The organism is Mycobacterium asiaticum, from assembly GCF_001673315.1.
Lineage (GTDB): Bacteria > Actinomycetota > Actinomycetes > Mycobacteriales > Mycobacteriaceae > Mycobacterium > Mycobacterium asiaticum_B.
The window spans coordinates 38357-61397 of the sequence record NZ_LZLQ01000129.1 but is presented as its reverse complement, the minus strand read 5'-3'; the positions used below and the strand labels follow the sequence as shown (position 1 = coordinate 61397).

At 65.5% G+C, this 23041-nt stretch carries 20 protein-coding genes; 13 read left to right on the top strand and 7 right to left on the bottom strand.

Annotation, left to right across the window (positions count from 1 at the left end; translation table 11 throughout):
- Nucleotide 1: 1 nt before the first annotated feature.
- From sufC to A5636_RS21030, 4 genes are read right to left on the bottom strand one after another with little or no spacing between them, the layout of a single operon-like run.
- A complete protein-coding gene (gene sufC / locus A5636_RS21045; protein WP_065160568.1) occupies nt 2-784 on the bottom strand; it encodes a Fe-S cluster assembly ATPase SufC in 783 nt (260 codons plus the stop codon).
- A complete protein-coding gene (gene sufD, locus A5636_RS21040; protein WP_065160567.1) occupies nt 781-1929 on the bottom strand; it encodes a Fe-S cluster assembly protein SufD in 1149 nt (382 codons plus the stop codon). The genes sufC and sufD overlap by 4 nt, the downstream gene beginning before the upstream one ends.
- Nucleotides 1926-3350 carry a Fe-S cluster assembly protein SufB gene (gene sufB, locus A5636_RS21035; RefSeq protein WP_065160566.1) on the bottom strand — a complete coding sequence of 475 codons (1425 nt, stop codon included), beginning with the start codon at nt 3348-3350 and terminating at the stop codon, nt 1926-1928. The genes sufD and sufB overlap by 4 nt, the downstream gene beginning before the upstream one ends.
- Nucleotides 3347-4159 (bottom strand): helix-turn-helix transcriptional regulator, encoded by an 813-nt coding sequence (locus A5636_RS21030; protein WP_065160565.1) that lies wholly within the window; start codon nt 4157-4159, stop codon nt 3347-3349. Before A5636_RS21030 ends, sufB begins: the two co-directional genes overlap by 4 nt.
- A gap of 313 nt (nt 4160-4472) precedes the next feature.
- Here A5636_RS21030 and mptB point away from each other — a divergent pair, with 313 nt between their 5' ends.
- The 5 genes from mptB (at nt 4473) to A5636_RS21005 (ending at nt 9958) form a co-directional block, all read left to right on the top strand.
- The gene (mptB, locus tag A5636_RS21025) at nt 4473-6203 is read left to right on the top strand and encodes a polyprenol phosphomannose-dependent alpha 1,6 mannosyltransferase MptB (protein WP_065160564.1); all 1731 of its coding nucleotides are present in this window, start codon (nt 4473-4475) and stop codon (nt 6201-6203) included.
- Nucleotides 6200-7141, top strand: a complete 942-nt coding sequence (locus A5636_RS21020; protein WP_065160563.1) for an ABC transporter ATP-binding protein — start codon at nt 6200-6202, stop codon at nt 7139-7141. Before mptB ends, A5636_RS21020 begins: the two co-directional genes overlap by 4 nt.
- The gene (locus A5636_RS21015; protein WP_065160562.1) at nt 7138-7911 is read left to right on the top strand and encodes an ABC transporter permease; all 774 of its coding nucleotides are present in this window, start codon (nt 7138-7140) and stop codon (nt 7909-7911) included. Before A5636_RS21020 ends, A5636_RS21015 begins: the two co-directional genes overlap by 4 nt.
- Before the next feature lie 135 nt (nt 7912-8046).
- Nucleotides 8047-8931: an endonuclease domain-containing protein gene (locus A5636_RS21010; protein WP_065160561.1), complete on the top strand. Its 885-nt coding sequence runs from the start codon at nt 8047-8049 to the stop codon at nt 8929-8931.
- A 91-nt stretch (nt 8932-9022) separates the two neighbouring features.
- Nucleotides 9023-9958 (top strand): COX15/CtaA family protein, encoded by a 936-nt coding sequence (locus A5636_RS21005; protein WP_081287915.1) that lies wholly within the window; start codon nt 9023-9025, stop codon nt 9956-9958.
- Here the strand turns inward: A5636_RS21005 and A5636_RS21000 are convergent.
- Nucleotides 9908-10720: a hypothetical protein gene (locus A5636_RS21000; protein WP_065160559.1), complete on the bottom strand. Its 813-nt coding sequence runs from the start codon at nt 10718-10720 to the stop codon at nt 9908-9910. The two genes, A5636_RS21005 and A5636_RS21000, sit on opposite strands and share 51 nt — an antisense overlap.
- A 19-nt stretch (nt 10721-10739) precedes the next feature.
- Between A5636_RS21000 and A5636_RS20995 the strand changes: the two genes are divergently transcribed.
- On the top strand, nt 10740-11729 hold the full coding sequence (locus A5636_RS20995) for a quinone oxidoreductase family protein (protein ID WP_065160558.1): 990 nt from the start codon (nt 10740-10742) through the stop codon (nt 11727-11729).
- Between the two features lie 19 nt (nt 11730-11748).
- Here the strand turns inward: A5636_RS20995 and A5636_RS20990 are convergent, their stop codons facing one another.
- A complete protein-coding gene (locus tag A5636_RS20990; protein WP_065160557.1) occupies nt 11749-12675 on the bottom strand; it encodes a heme o synthase in 927 nt (308 codons plus the stop codon).
- Nucleotides 12676-12944: 269 nt separating this feature from the next.
- On the opposite strand from A5636_RS20990, the gene tkt reads away from it, so the two are divergent.
- Genes tkt through A5636_RS20960 form a run of 6 tightly spaced genes read left to right on the top strand, consistent with a single transcriptional unit; the run spans nt 12945 to nt 19855 of the window.
- Nucleotides 12945-15035, top strand: a complete 2091-nt coding sequence (gene tkt, locus A5636_RS20985; protein WP_065160556.1) for a transketolase — start codon at nt 12945-12947, stop codon at nt 15033-15035.
- A gap of 16 nt (nt 15036-15051) precedes the next feature.
- Nucleotides 15052-16170, top strand: a complete 1119-nt coding sequence (gene tal / locus A5636_RS20980) for a transaldolase (protein WP_065160597.1) — start codon at nt 15052-15054, stop codon at nt 16168-16170.
- Complete coding sequence (zwf, locus tag A5636_RS20975; RefSeq protein ID WP_065160555.1) at nt 16167-17708, top strand: glucose-6-phosphate dehydrogenase; 1542 nt, start codon at nt 16167-16169, stop codon at nt 17706-17708. Before tal ends, zwf begins: the two co-directional genes overlap by 4 nt.
- A gap of 49 nt (nt 17709-17757) precedes the next feature.
- Nucleotides 17758-18669: a glucose-6-phosphate dehydrogenase assembly protein OpcA gene (gene opcA / locus A5636_RS20970; protein ID WP_065160554.1), complete on the top strand. Its 912-nt coding sequence runs from the start codon at nt 17758-17760 to the stop codon at nt 18667-18669.
- On the top strand, nt 18666-19406 hold the full coding sequence (pgl, locus tag A5636_RS20965) for a 6-phosphogluconolactonase (protein ID WP_065160553.1): 741 nt from the start codon (nt 18666-18668) through the stop codon (nt 19404-19406). Before opcA ends, pgl begins: the two co-directional genes overlap by 4 nt.
- 50 nt (nt 19407-19456) lie before the next feature.
- Nucleotides 19457-19855: an ATPase gene (locus A5636_RS20960; protein ID WP_065160552.1), complete on the top strand. Its 399-nt coding sequence runs from the start codon at nt 19457-19459 to the stop codon at nt 19853-19855.
- 38 nt (nt 19856-19893) lie between these two features.
- Here A5636_RS20960 and ppc read toward each other — a convergent pair whose 3' ends face one another.
- Entirely contained in the window at nt 19894-22698 is a 2805-nt protein-coding gene (ppc, locus tag A5636_RS20955) for a phosphoenolpyruvate carboxylase (RefSeq protein ID WP_065160551.1), read from the bottom strand.
- 69 nt (nt 22699-22767) lie between these two features.
- On the opposite strand from ppc, the gene secG reads away from it, so the two are divergent.
- The gene (secG, locus tag A5636_RS20950; RefSeq protein WP_036355638.1) at nt 22768-23001 is read left to right on the top strand and encodes a preprotein translocase subunit SecG; all 234 of its coding nucleotides are present in this window, start codon (nt 22768-22770) and stop codon (nt 22999-23001) included.
- Nucleotides 23002-23041: the final 40 nt, after the last annotated feature.

The following is a 23041-nucleotide window of genomic DNA, read 5'->3' as shown; positions in this document are numbered from 1 at the left end:
GTCAGGCCCCGGTGGCCGCCGCGGTGGCGAAGCGCTCGTAGCCGTTCTGCTCGAGTTCGTCGGCCAGTTCCGGGCCACCGGACTCGGCGATGCGACCGCCGACGAAGACGTGCACGTACTCCGGGTGGATGTAGCGCAGGATGCGGGTGTAGTGCGTGATCAGCAGGACCCCGGCGCTTTCCGCCTTGGCGTAGCGGTTGACGCCCTCGCTAACCACCCGCAGCGCGTCGACGTCCAGACCGGAGTCGGTTTCGTCCAAAATGGCGATCTTGGGCTTGAGCAGTTCGAGCTGCAGGATCTCGTGACGCTTCTTCTCACCGCCCGAGAAGCCTTCGTTGACATTGCGTTCGGCAAACGCCGGGTCGATTTCCAGTGCGGACATCGCCGCCTTGACCTCTTTGACCCAGTGCCGCAGTTTGGGGGCCTCGCCGCGGATGGCCGTGGCGGCCGATCGCAGGAAGTTCGACACCGACACGCCAGGCACCTCAACGGGGTACTGCATGGCCAGGAACAGACCGGCCCGCGCCCGCTCGTCGATGCTCATTTCCAGCACGTCTGCACCGTCCAGGGTGATCGATCCCGACGTCACCTCATACTTGGGGTGACCCGCGACGGCGTAGGACAACGTCGACTTGCCAGAGCCGTTGGGACCCATCAGGGCATGCGTCTCACCGGAATTCACCGTCAAGTCAACGCCTTTGAGGATGGGAATCTCGCGTTGTCCGTCGGCGGCAGTCGGGTTGGCGACGCTGACATGCAGATCTTTGATTTCCAGTGTGGTCATGCTGTCTTTTCCGTTATTTCCAGTTCGTGTTCGATGGCTGCGGTCAAACGCTCCCGTACCTCGGGCACCGCGATCTTGGAGACGATCTCGCCGAAGAAGCCGCGGATCACCAGCCGGCGGGCCTGCTCTTCGGGGATGCCCCGGGAACGCAGGTAGAACAGTTGCTCGTCGTCGAATCGTCCAGTGGCGCTGGCATGCCCGGCACCGACGATCTCGCCGGTCTCGATCTCCAGGTTGGGCACCGAATCGGCCCTCGCACCGTCGGTGAGCACCAGATTGCGGTTCATCTCGAAGGTGTCGGTGCCGGTGGCCTCGGCCCGGATCAACACGTCGCCCACCCACACCGTGTGGGCGTCGGGCAGACGGGAAGACGGATCTCCTTGCAGCGCACCCTTGTACAGCACGTTGGACCTGCAGTCGGGTTGGGCATGATCGACCAACAGCCGCGACTCGAGGTGCTGACCGTCGTCGGCGAAGTACAGCCCCAACAACTCCGCATCACCACCGGGACCGGCGAACCGCACGTTGGTCGCCGTGCGAACCACCTCGCCGCCCAGCGTGATCGTGACATGGCGCAACACCGCGTCTTTGCCCAACCGGGCGTGGTGCGCGCTGACGTGCACGGCGTCGTCGGCCCAGTCGGCGATCGAGATGACCGTGAGCCGGGCAGAGTCGTCGACGACGAATTCAACGTTGTCGGCGTAAGTTCCGCTGCCCTTGTGATCGACGACGACGACGACCTCACCGAGTTCGGCCACCCGGATCTGCAGGTGGCCATATGCGACCGCACCGGCTCCGGGACCGGCGACGGTGATGTTGACCGGCTCGGCGACCTGCGTGTCACGACCGACAGAGACCAACACTGCGGAATTGAACGACGAGAATGCCTGCGCCGCAACGCGGTCGGCGGGTACACCGCCCTCGCCCAATCGTTCGTCGCCGCGCCGCACCGTCTCGGTCCGCACACCGTCGTGCTCACTGACGGTGATCACGGCGTTGCCCGTAGCAAGGGCTGAACCGTCGTGCAAGCCGCGCAGTCGCTTCAGCGGCGTGAACCGCCAGATCTCGTCGCGACCATGCGGCACTTCGAACGCGTCAACGTCAAAGGACGAGAACAGCTCGCCTTTGTTCAGCGTGGCGGTCATCCAACCGCACCTTCCATCTGCAACTCGATCAGCCGGTTGAGCTCCAGCGCGTACTCCATCGGCAGCTCTTTGGCGATCGGCTCGACGAACCCGCGCACCACCATCGCCATGGCCTCGTCCTCGGTCATCCCGCGGCTCATCAGGTAGAACAACTGATTCTCACTGACCTTGGAGACGGTGGCCTCGTGACCCATCGTGACGTCGTCCTCGCGGATGTCGACATAGGGGTAGGTGTCGCTGCGGCTGATCGTATCCACCAGTAGCGCATCGCATTTCACAGAGGAACGCGACCCGTGTGCTCCCTTGTTCACCTGCACCAGGCCGCGGTAGGACGTGCGGCCGCCGCCGCGCGCCACCGACTTGGACACGATGTTGCTCGAGGTGTGCGGCGCCAGGTGCAACATCTTGGCGCCGGTGTCCTGGTGCTGGTCCTCGCCTGCGAACGCGATCGACAGCACCTCGCCTTTGGCGTGCTCACCGGTCATCCAGACCGCCGGGTACTTCATCGTCACCTTCGACCCGATGTTGCCGTCGACCCATTCCATCGTGGCGCCCGCCTCCGCGCGAGCACGCTTGGTCACCAAGTTGTAGACGTTGTTCGACCAGTTCTGAATCGTGGTGTAACGGCAACGGCCACCGGGCTTTACGATGATCTCCACCACCGCTGAGTGCAGCGAGTCCGATTTGTAGATCGGCGCGGTGCAGCCCTCGATGTAGTGCACATAGGCGTTCTCATCAACGATGATCAGGGTCCGCTCGAACTGACCCATGTTCTCGGTGTTGATCCGGAAGTAGGCCTGCAGCGGGATGTCGACGTGTACACCGGGCGGGACGTAGATGAACGAACCGCCACTCCATACCGCGGTGTTGAGGGCCGAGAACTTGTTGTCTCCCGCCGGAATGACGGTGCCGAAGTACTTCCGGAAGATCTCCGGCTGCTCACGCAGCGCCGTGTCAGTGTCCAGGAACAACACGCCCTGCTTCTCCAGGTCCTCACGGATGGAGTGGTAGACGACCTCAGACTCGTACTGGGCGGCCACACCGGACACGAGTCGCTGCTTTTCGGCTTCCGGGATACCCAGTTTGTCGTAGGTGTTCTTGATGTCGGCGGGAAGATCGTCCCACGTCGCAGCCTGCTTCTCGCTGGAGCGCACGAAGTACTTGATGTTGTCGAAGTCGATGCCCTCCAGGTTGGATCCCCAATTCGGCATCGGCTTCTTGTCGAAGGTGCGCAGCGCCTTGAGACGGATATCGAGCATCCACTCCGGCTCGCTCTTCTTGGAAGAGATGTCGCGCACCACTGCTTCGGACAAGCCGCGCTGGGCGCTGGCGCCGGCGACGTCGGAGTCGGCCCAGCCGTAGCCGTACCTGCCCAGCGAGTCGATGGTCTGTTCCTGGGTCAACTGGGCTTCGATCGTCATGACGACGCTCCTCTGTCGGTTGTCAAGCGCGGGCTGGGCGCGGGGGTGAGCGGAACGTGGGTGGTGCAGGCGCAGTCACCGTTGACGATCGTCGCCAACAACTGCACGTGGGTGCCGAGTACCTCGGACATGGCTTGTTGCTCGGCCTCGCACAACTCCGGGAATTCCTCGGCGACATGCGCCACCGGACAGTGATGCTGGCAGATTTGCACACCGTGGATGGGCCCGCCCACCCGGGTGGTGGTGGCGACGTAACCCGCCTTGGTCAACGCGCCGGCAATTCGCTCCGAAGCGGCTTCCACAGCGGTCTCGTCGGGGCCTTCGGCCGTATCGACGCCGGCCAGGATCGCGTCAATGCGACGCCGTGCGAAGGCCCGGACGGCCTCGTCACCGCCGATTTCGCGAAGTTGGCGGATCGCAGCGGAAGCCAAGTCGTCGTAGGTGTGGTCCAGCTTGCCGCGCCCCGCTGCCGTCAACCGGTAGCGCTTGGCCGGGCGCCCCCGCCCCACCTGCTGCCACGGCGCGGCGGCCACGGACTCAGCATCACCGGCATCGATCAGCGCATCGAGATGGCGCCGCACACCGGCGGCCGTCAGGCTCAGCCGGTCACCGATCTCACCAGCTGTGATCGAGCCGGATTCGAGCAGCAGCCGAACGATCGCACGGCGGGTGTGGCCATCGGACCCGGCAACACCGGCCGCGGGCACGGCAGCATCCAGCTCGGATCGGATTTTCACAACACCAGTGTGACGCAATTCCAACGGGCGGTCCAGCAAGGGTGCCCTACCTAACTGGGTTGCGCTGGTCACAGCACCCGCTTGAGCGTATGCGCCGCTCCTCACCGGGCCGCACGCAACGGCCCGGATTGTCGCCGGCCCCTGACACTGCGCCGCTCCTCACCGGGCCGCACGCAACGGCCCGGATTGTCACCGGCGCCTGACACTGCGCCGCTCCTCACCGGGCCGCACGCAACGGCCCGGATTGTCACCGACCCCTGACACTGCGCCGCTCCTCACCGGGCCGCACGCAACGGCCCGGATTGTCGCCGGCGCCTGACACTGCGCCGCTCCTCACCGGGCCGCACGCAACGGCCCGGATTGTCACCGGCGCTAGTCTGCTCTGATGGCAGCCCGCCACCACACCCTGAGCTCGTCGATCGCCAGCCTGCACGGCGACGAGCAGACGGTGGGCAAGCCGCTCAACGCCTCCGAACTCACCGCTCTGAAACGCACCCGGCTGTTCGGGGCCACTGGCACCGTTCTCATGGCAATCGGCGCACTGGGCGACGGCGCCCGGCCGGTGGTCCAAGACCCCACCTTCGGCGTACGGCTCCTGAATCTGCCGTCACGCATCCAAACCGTGTCACTCACCATGACGACCACCGGCGCAGTGATGATGGCGCTCGCCTGGTTGATGCTCGGGCGGTTCGCCATGGGCAAGCGACGGATGTCGCGCGGTGACGTCGACCGCACTCTGGTGCTGTGGATGCTGCCGCTGCTGATCGCACCCCCGATGTACAGCAAGGACGTCTACTCCTACCTGGCGCAGAGCCAGATTTCGCTGGAAGGACTCGACCCTTACCGCGTAGGGCCCGCCTCCGGCCTGGGCCTGGGCCACGTGTTCACGCTGTCGGTGCCGAGCCTGTGGCGGGAGACACCGGCCCCCTACGGACCGCTGTTTCTCTGGATCGGTCGGGGCATCTCGTCGATCACCGGGGAGAACATCGTCGCGGCGGTGCTGTGCCACCGGCTGGTGGTCTTGCTCGGTGTGGCGTTGATCGTGTGGGCGACGCCTCGGCTGGCGCGGCGCTGCGGCGTGGCTGAGGTCAGCGCGCTGTGGCTGGGGGCGGCCAATCCGCTGCTGTTCATGCACTTGGTCGCGGGCATCCACAACGAAGCGCTGATGCTCGGCCTCATGCTGACCGGTGCCGAATTCGCGTTGCGCGGGCTGGACTCGACCGGCCCCACCCGGCCACTCAAACCCAGCTCCTGGCGATTTGGCCCGGATTGGGAGCCGCTGGGGATGTTGGTCGGGGGATCGATCCTGATCGTGCTGTCGTCGCAGGTGAAGCTGCCGTCGCTGCTCGCGTTGGGCTTCGTCACGATGGCCCTGGCCTACCGGTGCGGCGGAACCTTCAAGGCACTGCTGCTGTCCGGCGGCGCGATGGCAACCCTGTCGTTGGCGGTGATGGGTCTCGTCGGCTGGGCCAGCGGACTCGGATTCGGATGGATGTACACGTTGGGCACCGCCAACGTGGTGCGCAGCTGGATGTCGCCGCCCACGCTGCTGGCGCTGGGCACCGGCCAAGTCGGCATCCTGCTGGGGTTGGGCGACCACACCACGGCCGTGCTGGCGCTGACCCGTGGCATCGGCGTACTCATCATCATGGTGATGGTCTGCTGGCTGCTGCTGGCCGTCTTCCGCGGGCGGCTGCACCCGATCGGCGGGCTCGGGGTGGCGCTGGGCCTGACGGTGCTGCTGTTCCCCGTCGTGCAGCCGTGGTACCTGCTCTGGGCCATCATTCCGCTGGCGGCCTGGGCAACCCGCACCGGCTTCCGGGTCGCCGCGATCGTCATCACATTGATCGTCGGCATCTTCGGCCCCACCGCCAACGGCGACCGCTTCGCTCTGTTTCAGATCATCGACGCCACACTCGCCAGCGCGTTCATCGTGGTGGTGCTCATCGCGCTCACCTACCACCGGTTGCCGTGGCATCCGCTGCCGAACGGCGACGGCCCGGCGGCGCCCGGCCCGGAAATGCCGTCAACCCCCGCTGATCCTGTGACCCCTGCCACCCGGCAGGCCACTCCCCGTCCCGAGACGGCAACCGACGCCTACGCTGACTCCACGTGAGCTCACTCCCCCGGGACCGCGACATCGCGGTACGACTGCGCGGAGTATCCAAGCAGTACGGGTCTGTGACGGCCGTGTCCGGCTTCGATCTCGACGTGTACACCGCGGAGGTATTCGCGTTGCTGGGCCCCAACGGCGCCGGCAAGACAACGACCGTCGAGATGTGCGAGGGCTTCACCCGGCCGGATGCCGGCACCATCGAGGTGCTCGGGCTGGACCCGATCGTCGACAACGCGCGCCTGCGCCCACGCATCGGTGTGATGCTGCAAGGTGGCGGCGGGTACCCCGCGGCCCGCGCCGGTGAAATGCTCGATCTGGTGGCGTCCTACGCCGCCGATCCGCTGGATCCGCAGTGGCTGCTGGAGACGCTGGGGCTCACTGAAGCCGCCCGCACCACGTACCGGCGACTCTCCGGAGGCCAGCAGCAACGGCTCGCGCTGGCCTGCGCGCTGGTCGGACGTCCCGAGCTGGTGTTCCTGGATGAACCCACCGCCGGAATGGACGCCCACGCCCGGCTGCTGGTGTGGGAGTTGATCGATGCGTTGCGCCGCGACGGCGTCACAGTGGTGCTGACCACGCATCAGCTCAAGGAGGCTGAGGAACTGGCCGACCGGTTGGTGATCATCGACCACGGCGCCACGGTGGCTGCCGGCACACCCGCGGAATTGATGCGCAGCGGCGCGAAGGATCAGCTGCGGTTCACCGCGCCGCCGCGGCTCGATCTGAGCTTGCTGACGTCGGCGTTGCCAGAGGACTACCAGGCCAGCGAGGTGGCACCGGGTGAGTACCTGGTCGAAGGGCCCGTCGGACCGCAGGTGCTGGCTACGGTGACGGCGTGGTGTGCACAGATCGACGTACTGGCCACCGATATGCGCGTCGAGCAACGCAGCCTCGAGGATGTCTTCCTCGACCTGACCGGCAGGAGACTGCGGCAATGAGTGACCTGTTCCCGGCGGGCACATTCACGCCGGACCCGCGGCCCAACGCCGTGTCCCGGATGCTGGTCGCGCAATTCAGCCTGGAAGCAAAGCTGTTGCTGCGCAACGGCGAGCAACTGCTGTTGACGATGTTCATACCGATCACGCTGCTGATCGGCCTCACCCTGCTTCCGCTGGGCTCGTTCGGACCCCACCGGGCGGCGGTGTTCGTGCCCGCGATCATGGCTCTTGCGGTCATTTCCACCGCTTTCACCGGTCAGGCCATCGCGGTGGGGTTCGACCGCCGCTATGGAGCGTTGAAGCGCCTGGGGGCCACCCCACTGCCCGTCTGGGGAATCATCATCGGCAAAGTGTCGGCCGTCATCTTCACCGTCTTCTTGCAGTCAATAATCCTGGGCGCCATCGGATTTGCGCTGGGATGGCGGCCCGGGTTAGCAGCATTGGCTCTTGGCGCCGTGGTGATCGCGCTGGGTACCGCGGCATTTGCGGCGCTGGGCCTGCTGCTGGGCGGAACCCTGCGGGCCGAGATCGTCCTGGCGCTGGCCAATCTGCTGTGGTTCATTTTCGCCGGCCTCGGCGCGCTGACGCTGGAGAGCAGCATGATCCCCGGGGCGGTCAGGTGGGCGGCGCGGGTGACGCCGTCGGGAGCCCTCACGGAATCACTCTCACAGGCTATGAGCCTGTCGGTGGACTGGTTCGGGATCGCGGTGCTGGTGGCGTGGGGGGCTGTCGCGGGATTCGCCGCACGGCGCTGGTTCCGATTCGTGTGACCTCGCCCTGCTGTTCCTGCTGCTGCGTGCTGCTGCTGCGCCGACACTGACTCCACGCACACAACACACCGTCGAGCGGGTGCGTAGCTTCAATCTCGGTGGAACTGACCGCAATTCGTCGGCGTCCAACTCCGTGTGGACAACATCGTCAGAGGTAGCGAGGCCTTGAAGCAGGGAAAAATCAACCGGTACGAACTGCGATCACGTTTCCAAGCGATCTACCCCGACGTCTACCTGCCTCGCGGTGCGCAACTGTCGCTGCGACGCCGCTCCGAAGCAGCATGGCTCTGGACGGGACGACGTGGGACGTTGGCGGGCCTTGCCGCTGCATCACTGCATGGCTCCGACTGGATCGACGACGACGAACCCGTCGAATTGATCTGGCGCAACCCCCGCCCTCCCGAAGGCGTGATCACTCGCAATCTCCAAGTAGCCGAGGATGAGTTGACGCGGGTGGCCGGACTGCCGGTCACCACGGCGGCACGGACGGCGTTCGATCTGGGACGGCAGCTCACACCGGAGCGGGCGGTAGCGCGGCTGGATGCACTGAAGCGAGCCACTTCGTTCTCCGACGACGCTGTGTTGCTACTCGCCGAGCGGTACCCCGGCGCTAGAGGTGTGCGATGGCTCAAGGCGGTACTGCCCCGGGTCGACCCCGGTGCCGCATCACCCAAAGAGACATGGCTTCGCCTGCTGCTCATCGACGCTGGATTGCCGACACCGCAGACGCAGATTCCGGTGCTCGTCCACTATCGGGTTGTTGCAATGCTGGACATGGGCTGGGAGCCATTCCAGGTCGCCGTCGAGTATGACGGCGACCAGCACCGAACCAGCCGTCGTCAGTATGTGCGGGATCTGCGCAGGTTGAAGGAATTGCGAGAGCTCGGCTGGATGGTCATCCGGGTGGTCGCCGAAGATCGGCCCGAGCATGTTCTCCGGCAGGTCGTTGATGCGTTGCGTAATCGCGGATACCGCGACACTGTCACCACGCACACGACACGCGGGCGCGGGTGTGCGTAGCGTCAATCTCGGTGCAGCCCGCGCAAGGCCCGCGGCTACTACGTGACGTAGTGGTCGTTACGATCGGGCGGTGGCCGTCGGACGAGCGCTGATGCGGTTGGTGGACCTGCTCCCCAACCCCAGCCTGCGTGTCCAGCGCGTCATCGCCGTACTGGTCATCCTCACGCAAGGCGGGATCGCGGTAACCGGGGCCATCGTGCGCGTCACCGCTTCCGGCCTGGGCTGCCCCACCTGGCCACAGTGCTTTCCGGGCAGCTTCACCCCTGTCGCGGTGTCCGAGGTACCCCGCATCCACCAAGCGGTGGAGTTCGGCAACCGGATGGTCACGTTCGCGGTGGTCCTGACAGCCGCGCTCGCGGTCCTGGCTGTCACCCGTGCCCGCAGGCGCCGCGAGGTGCTGGTCTACGCCTGGCTGATGCCGGCCTCGACAGTGGTGCAGGCGGTGATCGGCGGCATCACGGTGCGCACCGGACTGTTGTGGTGGACGGTGGCAATCCACCTGCTGGCGTCGATGACGATGGTGTGGTTGTCGGTCCTGCTGTTGGTCAAAATCGGTGAGCCCGATAACGGCACCGTCCAGCCACGGGTAGCCAAGCCGCTGCGCATACTCACCGCGCTGAGCGCACTGAATCTCGCCGCGGTGCTGGTGACCGGGACGTTGGTGACCGCGGCCGGCCCGCATGCGGGCGATAAGAGTCCCAGCCGCACGGTCCCCCGTCTCGAGATCGAGATCACCACTTTGGTGCACGCGCACTCGTCGCTGCTGGTGTCCTATCTCGCGCTGCTGGTGGGCCTGGGTTTCGGGTTGTGGGCAGTGCATGCCGGCCGGGCCACCCTGAAGCGCCTCGGTGTGCTGGTGGCGTTGGTGTTCGCGCAGGCCGGGATCGGAACTGCGCAGTACTACACCGGGGTACCTGCAGTCCTGGTCGCCATTCACGTGGCCGGCGCCGCAGCCTGCACCGCCGCCACCGCCGCGCTATGGGCGTCGATGCGAGAAAGGGCCCAGCCCCAGCCGCTCCAAAGCTGACTCGACGGCCAGCGCGAATTCGCGCTGGGCCATCATCCGGGTTTGGGGGTCCAACCGCAGCCAGCCCAGCAAAGGATCAATCAGCTGCAGCTCAAGCACCCGCCGACCCACCAGGTGCACCCGGGCGTAGAGCAGCTCACCGAGGTCGGCCAGCGCGGCCGTCCCCACCTCCCACAACTCGAAGTCAGCCGTGCCCTGGTGCAGGGCGTTGTCCCAGGTGACGAAAGCGTGCGACGGTCTCCCGCCGATAAAGACCAGCACTGTTTCCGCAGCCGAGCCCGTCTGGACGAACATGCGCTGCCCGGCCTGTTCGCGTTCGGCGATATAGGCGTTTGCCTGCACCGGGTCGCTGAACCGCCGCGTCCCGGCGCCGACCGCGGGTCCGACGAAGACGGGACCGGGCTCCCGGACCCGTTGGCCCGGCGCATAGAACTGCCCGGGCACGGTCGGCACACCGCGTCGCGCCACATCCTCTAGGTAGCTGCGGTCGGCGTTCCAGGCGACGACGCGCGGCGGGTTCAACAGGTTCTGCACGCCGGCGGTCCATTCCAGGAACTCATCGAGGCGGCTTGCGAAGTCGGCCTCCCGCAGAATCACCAAGTGCGCGGTTGCCACCTCGGGGTCATTCCAGGCCAGCCAGCGGGCATGGAGTCCGCGGGCACGCAGAGCAGCGACCAACCCGGCGTCGTCACCTGCGGCTCGCCGCGCGGAACCTACCAGCACGATGCGCGGATGGAAGGTGTCCGGTCGGGCGAGCTTCATGCCCGGGCATGATAGCGACATGCATGCGATAGAAGTCAGCCAAACCGGGGGCCCGGAGGTACTGAGCTACAACGACGTGTCCCAACCGGAGCCGGGCCGGGGCGAGGTGCTGATCAAGTCCGAGGCCATCGGGGTCAACTTCATCGACACCTACTTCCGTTCGGGAAAATACCCTCGGCCGCTCCCCTTCGTGCTGGGTGCGGAGGTGTGCGGAACGGTGATTGCACTCGGCCCGGAAACCGGACCAGAAACCGGTACCGACGTCAAAGTGGGCGACCGGGTGGTCAGCGCTTCGGCCAACGGTTCGTATGCCGAATTCGTCACTGCGCCAGCAGTTTTGACCGCTAAGGTACCCGACGACATCTCCCCGGAGACGGCCGCTTCGGCCCTGCTGAAAGGCCTGACCGCGCAGTACCTGCTGAAGTCGGTCTATCCGGTGCAAAGTGGGGACGACGTACTGGTGCACGCCGGCGCCGGCGGTGTCGGCCTGATCCTGACCCAGTGGGCGACGCACCTGGGCGCCCGGGTCATCACCACCGTCTCGAATAAGGAGAAGGAGCAGCTGTCCAGGCAGGCCGGCGCCGCCGAGGTGCTTCCTTATCCGACGGACCCCCACGACTTCGGACAGCGGGTGCGGGAACTGACCAGCGGCAGCGGAGTCGCGGTCGCGTATGACGGCGTGGGCGCCACTACGTTCGACGCCAGCCTGGCCAGCCTGGCCGTGCGGGGGACGCTGGCCCTGTTCGGCGCCGCCAGCGGACCCGTTCCCCCGTTCGACCCGCAGCAACTCAACTACGCCGGTTCGGTATACCTGACCCGCCCGTCCCTGGCTCACTTCGTCCGCAGCGGACAGGAGTTCAGCTGGCGCGCCGAAGAGCTGTTCGAGGTGATCGACAGTGGGGCCGTCCGAATAGCGGTCGGCGGAACGTACCCGTTGGCCGAAGCCGCGCGCGCACACACCGATCTGGAGGGTCGCAAGACCACCGGATCAATCGTGCTGCTGCCCTGAGCGGGTAGCCGGGCGCGAATCAGAACAGGGTCGGCAGCCCGATCGCCGAGTCGACGGCCAGCGCGCAGAAGACCAAGGCGAGGTAGTTGTTTGACTGCAGGAACAGGCGCAGCGGCTTGACGGTCTCCCCCGCGCGGACACCGGCGTACAACTGATGGGCCATCGCCAGGAACCACACCCCGGCCAGCACGGCCACGACGGCGTACAGCCACCCGGTCGCCAGCGCGAGCGTCAACGTCGCGAGCACCGTGAGCCACGTGTAGATCAGGATCTGCTTGGTGACCTGACGCTCGGTCGCCACCGTGGGCAGCATCGGCACGCCGGCGACTTTGTAGTCCTCCTTGTACCGCATTGCCAAAGCCCAGGTGTGCGGTGGTGTCCAGAAGAAGATGATGGCGAACATCACCAGTGCCGGCCAGCCGATGGTGCCGGTGACGGCCGACCAACCGATCATCACCGGCATGCAACCTGCCGCTCCACCCCAAACCACGTTCTGCGAGGTGCGCCGCTTGAGCAGCAGCGTGTAGATGAACACGTAGAACGCGATGGTGGCCACGGCCAGTAGTCCCGACAGCAGATTCGTGGTCCACCACAGCCAGAAGAACGAGCCCACGCTGAGCAGCAGCCCGAAGACCAGCGCGTTGCGGGTGGGTACCGCGGCCCGCGCCAACGGTCGACGGGCTGTTCGCTTCATCACCTTGTCGATGTCGGCGTCGGCCACGCAGTTCAGGGTGTTCGCACCGGCGGCCGCCATCATGCCCCCGACCAGCGTGTTCAGGATGAGCAGCGGGTTGACGCTGCCGCGGTGGGCCAGCAGCATCGCGGGTATTGCGGTCACCAGAAGCAGCTCGATGACCCGAGGCTTGGTAAGCGCCAAATACGCCAGCAGGGTGCCGGTGATCCGGCTAGTTGTCCTGCCCGACGCGACGCGCCCGCGAACGCTCACGCAATAACTCCTCGGGAAAATCGCAGCCGCGCGCAGCTTCTACTACACACGATGGTAGACCGCGCGGGCACAACCACAGAACCGCAGGGTCGATTCGTCCAATCTTTGCCGGCACTCGGCCCGTCAAGACGCCGGTTGCGCAGCACGCCACCCGACACGATATTTTCACATCGCCTCAGCGGGGTACACGCAAACTGGGCCTGCAGTGGCCACCCATCCACCACTAGGGTGGAATTGATCAGTTTGATGACCCCAGGACTGAGGACTGAATGACCACACTCGAAGAGATCTCTGCCCTTACTCAACCGCGCCACCCCGACGACTGGACCGAGATCGATTCGGCTGCGGTCGACACGATCCGGGTTCTGGCCGCCGATGCCGTCCAGAAGGTCGGCAATGGTCATCCCGGGACGGCGATGAGTCTGGCCCCCCTGGCCTACACCCTGTTCCAGCGCACGATGCGCCACGATCCCAGCGACGTCCACTGGCTCGGCCGGGACCGGTTCGTGTTGTCGGCCGGACACAGCAGCCTGACCTTGTACCTGCAGCTCTACCTCGGCGGATTCGGCCTCGAGCTGGACGACATCGAGTCGCTGCGGACCTGGAAGTCCAAGACACCGGGGCACCCTGAGTTCCGCCACACCAAGGGTGTGGAGATGACCACCGGACCGCTGGGCCAGGGATTGGCCTCGGCGGTGGGGATGGCGATGGCGGCGCGGTACGAGCGCGGCCTGTTCGATCCGGACGCCGAGCCGGGCACCAGCCCGTTCGACCACTACATCTATGTGATCGCCTCCGACGGTGACATCGAAGAAGGGGTGACCTCCGAGGCCTCGTCGCTGGCGGGGGTCCAGCAGCTGGGCAACCTGATCGTCTTCTACGACCGCAATCAGATTTCGATCGAGGACGACACCAACATCGCCCTGTCCGAGGACACCGCGGCCCGCTACCGCGCCTACGGCTGGCATGTGCAGGAAGTGGAGGGTGGCGAGAACGTCGTCGGCATCGAAGAGGCGATCGCCAACGCGAAGGCCGAAACCGGCCGGCCGTCGTTCATCGCGTTGCGCACCATCATCGGCTTTCCGGCGCCCAACCTGATGAACACCGGCAAGGCGCACGGTGCCGCGCTCGGTGACGACGAGGTCGCCGAGGTCAAAAAGATCCTTGGCTTCGACCCCGACAAGAATTTCGAGGTGCGCGACGAGGTCATCGCCCACACCCGCAAGCTGATCGAGCGCGGCAAGGAAGCCCACGAGAAATGGCAGCAGGACTTCGACGCCTGGGCCGAGCGGGAATCCGACCGTAAGGCACTGCTGGACCGGTTGACCGCCCAGGAGCTGCCCGACGGCTGGGACGCCGACCTGCCGCACTGGGACGCCGGCGACGACGCGATTGCCACCAGGAAGGCCTCCAACGAGGTACTGAACGCGCTGGGACCGAACCTGCCCGAGCTATGGGGTGGTTCGGCGGACCTGGCGGGCAGTAACAACACCACCATCAAGGGCGCGGACTCGTTTGGTCCGCCGTCCATTTCGACCAAGGATTACACCGCCCACTGGTACGGGCGCACGCTGCACTTCGGTGTCCGTGAACACGCAATGGGTGCCATCCTGTCCGGCATCGTGCTGCACGGCCCCACCCGTGCGTACGGCGGCACGTTCCTGCAGTTCTCCGACTACATGCGCCCGGCGGTACGGCTGGCGTCGCTGATGGACGTCGACACCATCTACGTGTGGACGCACGACTCGGTGGGCCTGGGTGAGGACGGTCCGACGCACCAACCGGTCGAGCATCTTTCGGCGCTGCGCGCCATCCCCAACCTGTCGGTGGTACGTCCGGCCGACGCCAACGAGACGGCGTTCGCCTGGCGCACGATTCTGGCGCGCGGCAACGGCAGTGGGCCGGTCGGACTGATCCTGACCCGTCAGAATGTGCCGGTGCTCGAGGGCACCGACGCAGCGGGCGTGGCCCGTGGCGGCTATGTGCTCGGTGACGACGGGGGCGACGAGCCCGATGTCGTGTTGATCGGCACCGGCTCCGAGGTGCAGCTTGCCGTGGAGGCGCAGAAGTTGTTGGCGGACAAGGACATCGTGGCGCGCGTGGTTTCGATGCCTTGCGTGGAGTGGTTCGAGTCGCAGTCGAGCGACTACCGCGACAGCGTGCTGCCCCCGTCCGTGTCTGCGCGGGTGGCCGTGGAGGCCGGGGTGGCGCAGTCCTGGCACAAACTTGTCGGCGATACCGGAAAGATCGTGTCGATCGAGCACTACGGCGAGTCCGCCGATTACAAGACGTTGTTCCGTGAGTACGGCTTCACAGCTGAGGCCGTCGCTGCCGCCGCGGAAGAAGCACTCGATAACTGAGAAAAAGGTGATGAAGATGACCCAGAATCCAAACCTCGCGGCATTGAGCGAAGCAGGAGTATCGGTTTGGCTGGACGATCTCTCACGGGACCGGATCAAATCCGGCAACCTGCAGGAGTTGATTGACACCAGGAGCGTGGTGGGGGTTACCACCAACCCGTCCATCTTCCAAAAAGCCCTGGCGGACAGCGATACCTACGACGACCAGATTTCCGAACTGGCCGAACGCGGCGCCGATGTGGATGCCACCATCCGTACCGTCACCACCGACGACGTCCGCAATGCCTGTGACGTCCTGCGGCCGCAATGGGAGGCCTCCGACGGGGTCGACGGTCGGGTGTCGATTGAGGTCGACCCGCGGTTGGCGCACGACACCGACAAGACCACGCAACAGGCGATCGAACTGTGGAAAATAGTCGACCGGCCGAACCTGTTGATCAAGATTCCGGCCACCGAAGCGGGTATTCCGGCCATCGCTTCCACTCTGGCGGAAGGCATTTCGGTCAACGTCACGCTGATCTTCTCCGTCGAACGCTACCGCGCGGTGATGGACGCCTATCTGGAGGGACTGGAACGGGCCCGGCAAGCCGGGCACGACCTGTCCAAAATCCATTCGGTCGCTTCGTTTTTTGTGTCCCGCGTGGACTCCGAAGTCGACAAGCGACTGGAGAAGATCGACTCGGATGAGGCGCGGGGTCTGCTGGGTCAGGCCGCTGTTGCCAACGCGCGTCTGGCCTACGCCGCTTACCAGGAGGTCTTCGAGGGCGGCGAACGGTTCGAGGCGCTCAAGTCCGACGGTGCCCGGGTTCAGCGTCCGCTGTGGGCGTCCACCGGGGTGAAGAACGAGGATTACTCCGACACCCTCTACGTCACCGAGTTGGTGGCGCCTAACACCGTGAACACCATGCCGGAGAAGACCATCGAGGCCGTGGCCGATCACGGCGCCATCAACGGCGACACGGTGACCGGCACTGGTTCGGAAGCCCAGCAAGTCTTCGACAAATTGCAGGGTGTCGGGATCGACCTCGACGATGTGTTCATCGTGCTGGAGAACGAGGGCGTGGAGAAGTTCGAAAAGTCGTGGAGTGAGTTGCTGGAGGAGACCCAGGCGCAGCTGGACTCCGCCAACAAATGAGTCAACCCGACACCGCAGCATGGCGAAACCCGTTGCGAGACAAGCGGGACAAGCGGCTGCCCAGGATCGCCGGCCCGTGCGCAATGGTGATCTTCGGGGTCACCGGCGACCTGGCCCGCAAGAAGGTGATGCCGGCGATCTACGACCTGGCCAACCGCGGCTTGCTACCGCCCACGTTCTCGCTGGTGGGTTTTGCGCGTCGCGACTGGAGCACCCAGGATTTCGGCGACGTGGTTCACGATGCCGTCAAACAGCACTGCCGGACGCCTTTTCGGCAGGAGAACTGGGACCGACTGGCTGAGGGATTTCGTTTCGTGCCAGGCGCGTTCGACGATGACGACGCGTTCGCTCAGCTCGCCGAAACGCTGGAGAAGCTCGACGCCGAGCGCGGCACGGGCGGCAACCACGCGTTCTACCTGGCCATCCCGCCGAAGTCCTTCCCGCAGGTGTGTGAACAGTTGCACAAGTCGGGGCTGGCCCGCCCACAGGACGACCGATGGAGCCGGGTCGTCATCGAGAAACCGTTCGGTCATGATCTGGCGAGCGCGCAGGATCTGAACAAGACGGTCAACTCCGTCTTCCCCGAGGAGTCTGTCTTTCGCATCGACCACTACCTCGGCAAGGAGACGGTGCAGAACATCCTGGCGTTGCGCTTCGCCAATCAGTTGTTCGACCCGATCTGGAACGCGCACTACGTCGATCACGTGCAGATCACCATGGCAGAAGACATCGGTTTGGGTGGTCGCGCCGGCTACTACGACGGCATCGGCGCCGCGCGCGACGTGATCCAGAACCATTTGATGCAACTGCTGGCACTGACCGCCATGGAGGAACCGGTCAGCTTCACCCCGAAGGCGTTGCAGACCGAGAAGATCAAGGTGCTCTCGGCGACCCGACTCGCCGAGCCACTCGACGAGACCACCAGCCGAGGGCAGTACACCGCGGGCTGGCAGGGGGGCGAGAAGGTGGTGGGGTTGCTCGACGAGGAAGGGTTCGCCGAGGACTCGATCACCGAGACGTTCGCGGCGATCACCCTGGAAGTCGACACCCGACGCTGGTCCGGCGTGCCGTTCTACCTGCGGACTGGAAAACGGTTGGGCCGCAGGGTAACCGAGATCGCACTAGTCTTCAAACGGGCGCCGCATCTCCCATTCGACGCCACCATGACCGATGAGCTCGGCGCCAACGCCATGGTCATCCGGATCCAGCCCGACGAGGGCATCACCATGCGGTTCGGGTCGAAGGTTCCGGACACCGCGATGGAAGTCCGCGACGTCAACATGGACTTCTCCTACGGTTCGGCCTTCGCGGAGGAATCCCCGGAGGCCTACGAGCGGTTGATCCTCGATGTGCTGCTTGGCGAACCATCCCTGTTCCCGGTCAACGAAGAGGTCGAATTGGCTTGGGAGATACTGGATCCCGCGCTGGACAACTGGGCGTCGCACGGCAAGCCGGATCCCTATGAGGCCGGCACCTGGGGTCCGGAGTCAGCGTTCGAGATGCTGCGCCGGACCGGCCGGGAATGGCGGCGGCCATGATCCGCGCCGCGACGAGGCAGAGTGTCACGATGCGTAAGGAGCGGCGCCGATGATCGTCGACCTGCCTGACACCACCACCACGGCGGTGAACAAAAAGCTCGACGACATGCGCGAAAGGGCCGGCATCGTCACGATGGGCCGAGTGCTCACCTTGATCATCGCGCCCGACAGCGACGCGGTGCTCGAGGAATCCATCGATGCCGCGAACGGTGCCAGCCATGAGCATCCGAGCCGCGTCATCGTGACGATGCGTGGCGATCTCTATGCCGACAAGCCGCGTTTGGATGCCCAGATCCGGGTGGGCGGCGATGCCGGCGCCGGCGAGGTCGTCATTTTGAAGCTGTCCGGGTCGCTGGCCGGCCACGCCAACAGCGTGGTCATTCCCTTCCTCCTCCCCGACATCCCGGTGGTGGCGTGGTGGCCCGACGTCGCCCCGGCCGTGCCGGCCGAGGACCCGTTGGGCAAATTGGCTGTCCGTCGTATCACCGATGCCACCAACGGCACGGACCCGCTGTCGGCGATCAAGAGCCGGTTGGCCGGGTACACCGCCGGCGACACCGACCTGGCGTGGAGTCGCATCACCTATTGGCGGGCGCTGCTCACCTCGGCCGTCGACCTGCCCCCGCACGAGCCGATCGAGTCGGCAGTGGTGTCGGGTTTGCGCGACGAACCTGCCCTCGACGTGCTGGCAGGCTGGCTTGCTCACTGCATTGACGGCCCGGTGCGCCGGGAGGTCGGCGAGCTGAAGGTGGAGTTGACGCGTAAGAGCGAGACCATCGTGCTGAGCCGACCGCAGGACGGGACCACCGCAACGTTGAGCCGTACGGCCAAGCCGGACGCGTTGGTTCCGTTGGCCCGCAGGGAAACTGGTGAATGTCTGGCTGAAGACCTGCGTCGGCTGGACGCTGACGAAACATTCCACGCCGCGCTCGAAGGCATCGAGAAAGTGCAGTACCAATGAGCACAGACGTTGAGGTTTTTCCGGACGGTGAGGCTCTGGTGCGGGCGGCCGGCCAGCGATTGGTCGAGGCGATCAACGCCGCCGTCGACGCGCGCGGGCAAGCCCTGATCGTGCTGACCGGCGGCGGCAACGGCATCGGCATATTGCGCCATCTCAGCGCAGATCAACAGATCGACTGGTCCAAAGTCCACCTGTTCTGGGGCGACGAGCGCTATGTGCCCGAGGACGACGACGAACGCAACGAAAAGCAGGCGCGCGAGGCGCTGCTGGACCACATCCCCATCCCGGCTAGCCAGGTGCACCCGATGGCGTCCAGTAACGGCGAATTCGGTGTCGACATCGACGCTGCCGCACTGGCCTACGAGCAAGTTCTGGCGGCCAACGCCGCACCCGGTGACACGGCGCCGGATTTCGACGTTCACCTGCTGGGCATGGGTCCCGAGGGACACATCAACTCCCTGTTCCCGGACACCCCCGCGGTGCGCGAAACCAACCGCATGGTGGTTGCGGTCGAGGATTGTCCCAAGCCACCGCCGTTGCGCATCACGTTGACGCTGCCCGCAGTTCAACGGTCGCGCGAGGTATGGCTGATCGTGTCGGGCGCCGGCAAGGCGGACGCGGTTGCCGCCGCCCTCGGCGGCGCCGACCCCGTGTCGGTGCCCGCCGCGGGCGCTGTGGGGCGCGAGGCCACCCGGTGGCTACTCGACGAGGACGCCGCGAGCAAACTTGCCAGGTGAGCGCGTGAAATCACTGCTCGGGGTAGGTTTTTCGGCGTAATCCGGTAATAATTACCGTCATGGCAGACAGAAGCGGCCGCTCGACCCCCGCTCGGCAGCGAGTGAAGACGCTCACCCAGGCGGCGTTGAATGCCGACAAGACGGTCGAGCAGGTCGAGGATGTCCTGGATGGTCTGAGCACTTCCATGGTGGAACTCAACAAGTCGCTGACGGCCCTCAACGCCACGGTGGAACGCATGGAGGGCGCCTTGAACCATCTCGACAGGACCCTGTCCAGCCTGGACGACCTGGCCCAACGGTTGCTCGGTGTGTTGCAGCCGGTGGAGGCCATTCTCGAACGGATGGACAACATCGTGAGCTGGGGCGAAACGATGATGACGCCAGTCTCGATTACCGAACATGCGGTGCGTGGCGTGCTGGACCGGTTACGAAACCGGGCGGTCCACTAGGGGCGTCGTCGAGCCGAGACCGAACCGAACCGGGACGGCTACCCGCTGTTCCGCAGCGCGCTGGCCAACCCGTTCATGGTCAACAGGATGCCGCGCTGCACGAATTCGTTGTCCTCACCTGAGCGATAACGGCGCAACAACTCAACCTGCAGGTGATTCAACGGTTCGAGGTACGGAAACCGGTTGAACACCGACCGCGCCAGCGCCGCATTGTCGGCCAGCAGGTCCTCCTGTCCGGTGATGCGCTTGTACATCGAGATGGTCCGGCGGTGTTCGTCGACGATCTTGTCGAACACCCTGTGCCGCAAGGATTCATCGTCGACCAGTTCGGCATAGCGAGCGGCCAGGCCGAGGTCGCTCTTGGCCATTACCTGGGCCATATTGGACAGCACACTGCGAAAGAACGGCCAGCGTTCGTACAGCTCGTGCAACACCGCCAACCGGTCTTCCGCACTCTCGGGGCCCGCCGCGATCCACTGCTCGAACGCAGCACCGGTGCCGTACCAGCCGGGCAGCATCACCCGTGACTGGCTCCACGACAGCACCCACGGAATCGCGCGCAGGTCCGCGATGGACTCGGTGGGTTTGCGCGAACTCGGCCGGCTGCCGATGTTGAGGGATCCGATTTCGCTGACCGGCGTGGACGCTTTGAAGTATTCGACAAATCCCGGTGTGTCGTGGACTAATTCGGCATACGCCTGCTTGCCGAGGGTGGCCAGCTCGTTGAGCACCGCGTAGGCCGGTTCGGCCGCGTCACCAAGACCTTCGACATCGAGCAGCGTCGACTCCAGCGTCGCGGCCAGCAGGCTCTCCAAGTTGCGCCGGGCTGCCTGGGGCTCGGCGTACTTGGCGGCGATCACCTCACCCTGTTCGGTGAGCCGCAGCGAACCGTTCACCGCACCGGGTGGCTGGGCCAGGATGGCCTGATAGCTCGGGCCGCCGCCGCGGCCGACCGTTCCACCCCGACCATGAAAGAGCCGCAGCCGGATTCCGTTCTTGCGCGCAACCTCCACCAACGCCAGCTCAGCGCGGTACACCGCCCAATTGGCAGCCAGGTACCCCCCGTCCTTATTGGAGTCGGAGTAGCCCAGCATCACTTCCTGCTCGTCGTCGCGGGCGGCCACCATCGCTCGGTACAGCGGCAGTTCCAGCATCGCCTGCATGATGGCGGCGCCGTTGTGCAGATCGTCGATCGTTTCGAACAGTGGTGAGATGCCGACGGGACAGTATGGTTCGTCGCCCGACGCATCCAGCAGTCCCGCTTCCTTGAGCAGGATCGCCACCTCCAGGATGTCGGACACCGATTGGCACATCGAGATGACGTAGTTGGGAACCGCTGCGGGACCGTAGGTTTGCACGGCGTGGGTGGCGGCGCTGACGATGTCCAGTTCTTTGTGCGCCAGGTCGGAGATTTGCCCGCGGTCCCCGATGAGCGGACGACGGGTGCCCAGTTCGGTCACCAGCAACTCGACCCGCTCGTCTTCTGGCAAGGAGGCGTAATCGGGGTGCACCCCGGCCCAGGCCAGCAGTTCGGCAACCACCTCTTCGTGCACATCGGAGTTCTGCCGAAGGTCCAGGCCACTGAGATGGAAACCGAACACGTGCACGGCCTCCCGCAACAGGGCCAGCCGGTCATCTGCCAGAACCGCACTGCCGTGGGTGCGCAACGAAGCGTCGATGGTGTCGAGGTCGGCTCGCAGTTCATCCGGGGTGTCATACGCCGCCGACCCCAGGTCGAGGACATGCTGCGGCCGGTCGTCGAGGATTGCCGCGGCGGTAGCGCTCAGCCGGGAGCGGATCACCCGCAACGCCCGACGGTACGGTTCGTCAGCGCGCGCCTTGTCCTGGCAGCCCTCGGCCAGTTCGGCGAGTTCGGATGTCACGCCCAGCAGCCGAGACGACATGGACAGCTCCTGCTCGAGCTGGTCGAGTTCGGCGAGGTAGTGGGATAGCGCAGCAAATGCGGCGCTGCCGGTGGCCAGCCGCACCACCTCGGCGGTGACATTCGGATTGCCGTCGCGGTCGCCACCGATCCAGGAACCGGGGCGCAGCATCGGAGCAGAAAGGTCAGCATCTGGCCAACGCGCCTGCAATGCGTCCCTGACCTCGGCATTCACCCGCGGAATGACCTCGAAGAACGAGGCCGGGTAATACCGCAGGCCCACTGCGATCTCGTCACTGATCTGCAGCCGGGACAGCCGGATGATCGCGGTCTGCCAGAGCGTCAGGATCTGGCGGCGCAACTCGAGTTCGACGCTGCGGCCGCTGTCGGTTTCGGTGTGCCCCTCAGCGTGCAACCGCATCAACTCGGTGATGCGGTGCTGGGTGACGAAGACGGTGCGTCGGCGAGTCTCGGTCGGGTGGGCGGTGATAACCGGTGCCACTAGCGCACACTTGAGCGCTTCAGCCACTGTCGCTGAATCTAGTTGCGCCTCATCGAGTTTCAGGTAAGTAGCGGCCAAGCTGCTGTCCTGTGGCGGTTCGCCGGCGGCGACATGGATGCTGCGGCGGCGTTCCCGGTGGATGTCTTCGGCCACGTTGGCCAGCAGTGCGAAGTGAGTGAACGCGCGGATCACCGGGATGGCTTGGTGGATGTCGATGCCGTCGAACATGCGCGACATCTCGGCGCGATCGATCTCCGACCGCCGTACCCGGAAGGATTCCACCCGTGCACGCTCGACCAGGTCGAACACCTCGTCACCGTTCTGCTCACGCACGGTGTCGCCCAGGATGGCGCCCAGCAACCGGATGTCGGCGCGCATCGGCTCGGTCGCCTCCCGCCCCAGCGCCGTGCGGTGCACGTCACCGATGGGATCCAGTCCGGTGTCAGAAAGCTCGACCATGTGTCTAAGTATTAGCGACGTACGCGGGCGGCGCCTGTCCTCGGGGTGCTGTTAGGTAGGCTGCCCGTTATGGAATTGGCCCTGCAGATCACCCTCGTGGTCACGAGCGTGCTGGTGGTGTTGCTGGTGCTGCTGCACCGCGCCAAGGGCGGCGGCCTGTCGACGTTGTTCGGCGGCGGCGTGCAGTCCAGCCTGTCCGGGTCGACGGTGGTGGAAAAGAACCTGGACCGCCTGACGCTGTTCATCACGGGAATTTGGCTGGTGTCGGTCATAGGCATGGCACTGCTGATCAAGTACCGCTGACGGCTGATCTTGTACCGCTGACGGCCGCCGGCCGCCTGGG

What these genes read in the sequence shown, in the direction of transcription:
- sufC (WP_065160568.1), bottom strand. Translation starts at nt 784, where the DNA reads ATGACCACACTGGAAATCAAAGATCTGCATGTCAGCGTCGCCAACCCG.
- sufD (WP_065160567.1), bottom strand. Translation starts at nt 1,929, where the DNA reads ATGACCGCCACGCTGAACAAAGGCGAGCTGTTCTCGTCCTTTGACGTT.
- sufB (WP_065160566.1), bottom strand. Translation starts at nt 3,350, where the DNA reads ATGACGATCGAAGCCCAGTTGACCCAGGAACAGACCATCGACTCGCTG.
- mptB (WP_065160564.1), top strand. Translation starts at nt 4,473, where the DNA reads ATGGCAGCCCGCCACCACACCCTGAGCTCGTCGATCGCCAGCCTGCAC.
- A5636_RS21015 (WP_065160562.1), top strand. Translation starts at nt 7,138, where the DNA reads ATGAGTGACCTGTTCCCGGCGGGCACATTCACGCCGGACCCGCGGCCC.
- A5636_RS21005 (WP_081287915.1), top strand. Translation starts at nt 9,023, where the DNA reads ATGCGGTTGGTGGACCTGCTCCCCAACCCCAGCCTGCGTGTCCAGCGC.
- A5636_RS21000 (WP_065160559.1), bottom strand. Translation starts at nt 10,720, where the DNA reads ATGAAGCTCGCCCGACCGGACACCTTCCATCCGCGCATCGTGCTGGTA.
- A5636_RS20995 (WP_065160558.1), top strand. Translation starts at nt 10,740, where the DNA reads ATGCATGCGATAGAAGTCAGCCAAACCGGGGGCCCGGAGGTACTGAGC.
- tkt (WP_065160556.1), top strand. Translation starts at nt 12,945, where the DNA reads ATGACCACACTCGAAGAGATCTCTGCCCTTACTCAACCGCGCCACCCC.
- tal (WP_065160597.1), top strand. Translation starts at nt 15,052, where the DNA reads ATGACCCAGAATCCAAACCTCGCGGCATTGAGCGAAGCAGGAGTATCG.
- zwf (WP_065160555.1), top strand. Translation starts at nt 16,167, where the DNA reads ATGAGTCAACCCGACACCGCAGCATGGCGAAACCCGTTGCGAGACAAG.
- opcA (WP_065160554.1), top strand. Translation starts at nt 17,758, where the DNA reads ATGATCGTCGACCTGCCTGACACCACCACCACGGCGGTGAACAAAAAG.
- pgl (WP_065160553.1), top strand. Translation starts at nt 18,666, where the DNA reads ATGAGCACAGACGTTGAGGTTTTTCCGGACGGTGAGGCTCTGGTGCGG.
- ppc (WP_065160551.1), bottom strand. Translation starts at nt 22,698, where the DNA reads ATGGTCGAGCTTTCTGACACCGGACTGGATCCCATCGGTGACGTGCAC.
- secG (WP_036355638.1), top strand. Translation starts at nt 22,768, where the DNA reads ATGGAATTGGCCCTGCAGATCACCCTCGTGGTCACGAGCGTGCTGGTG.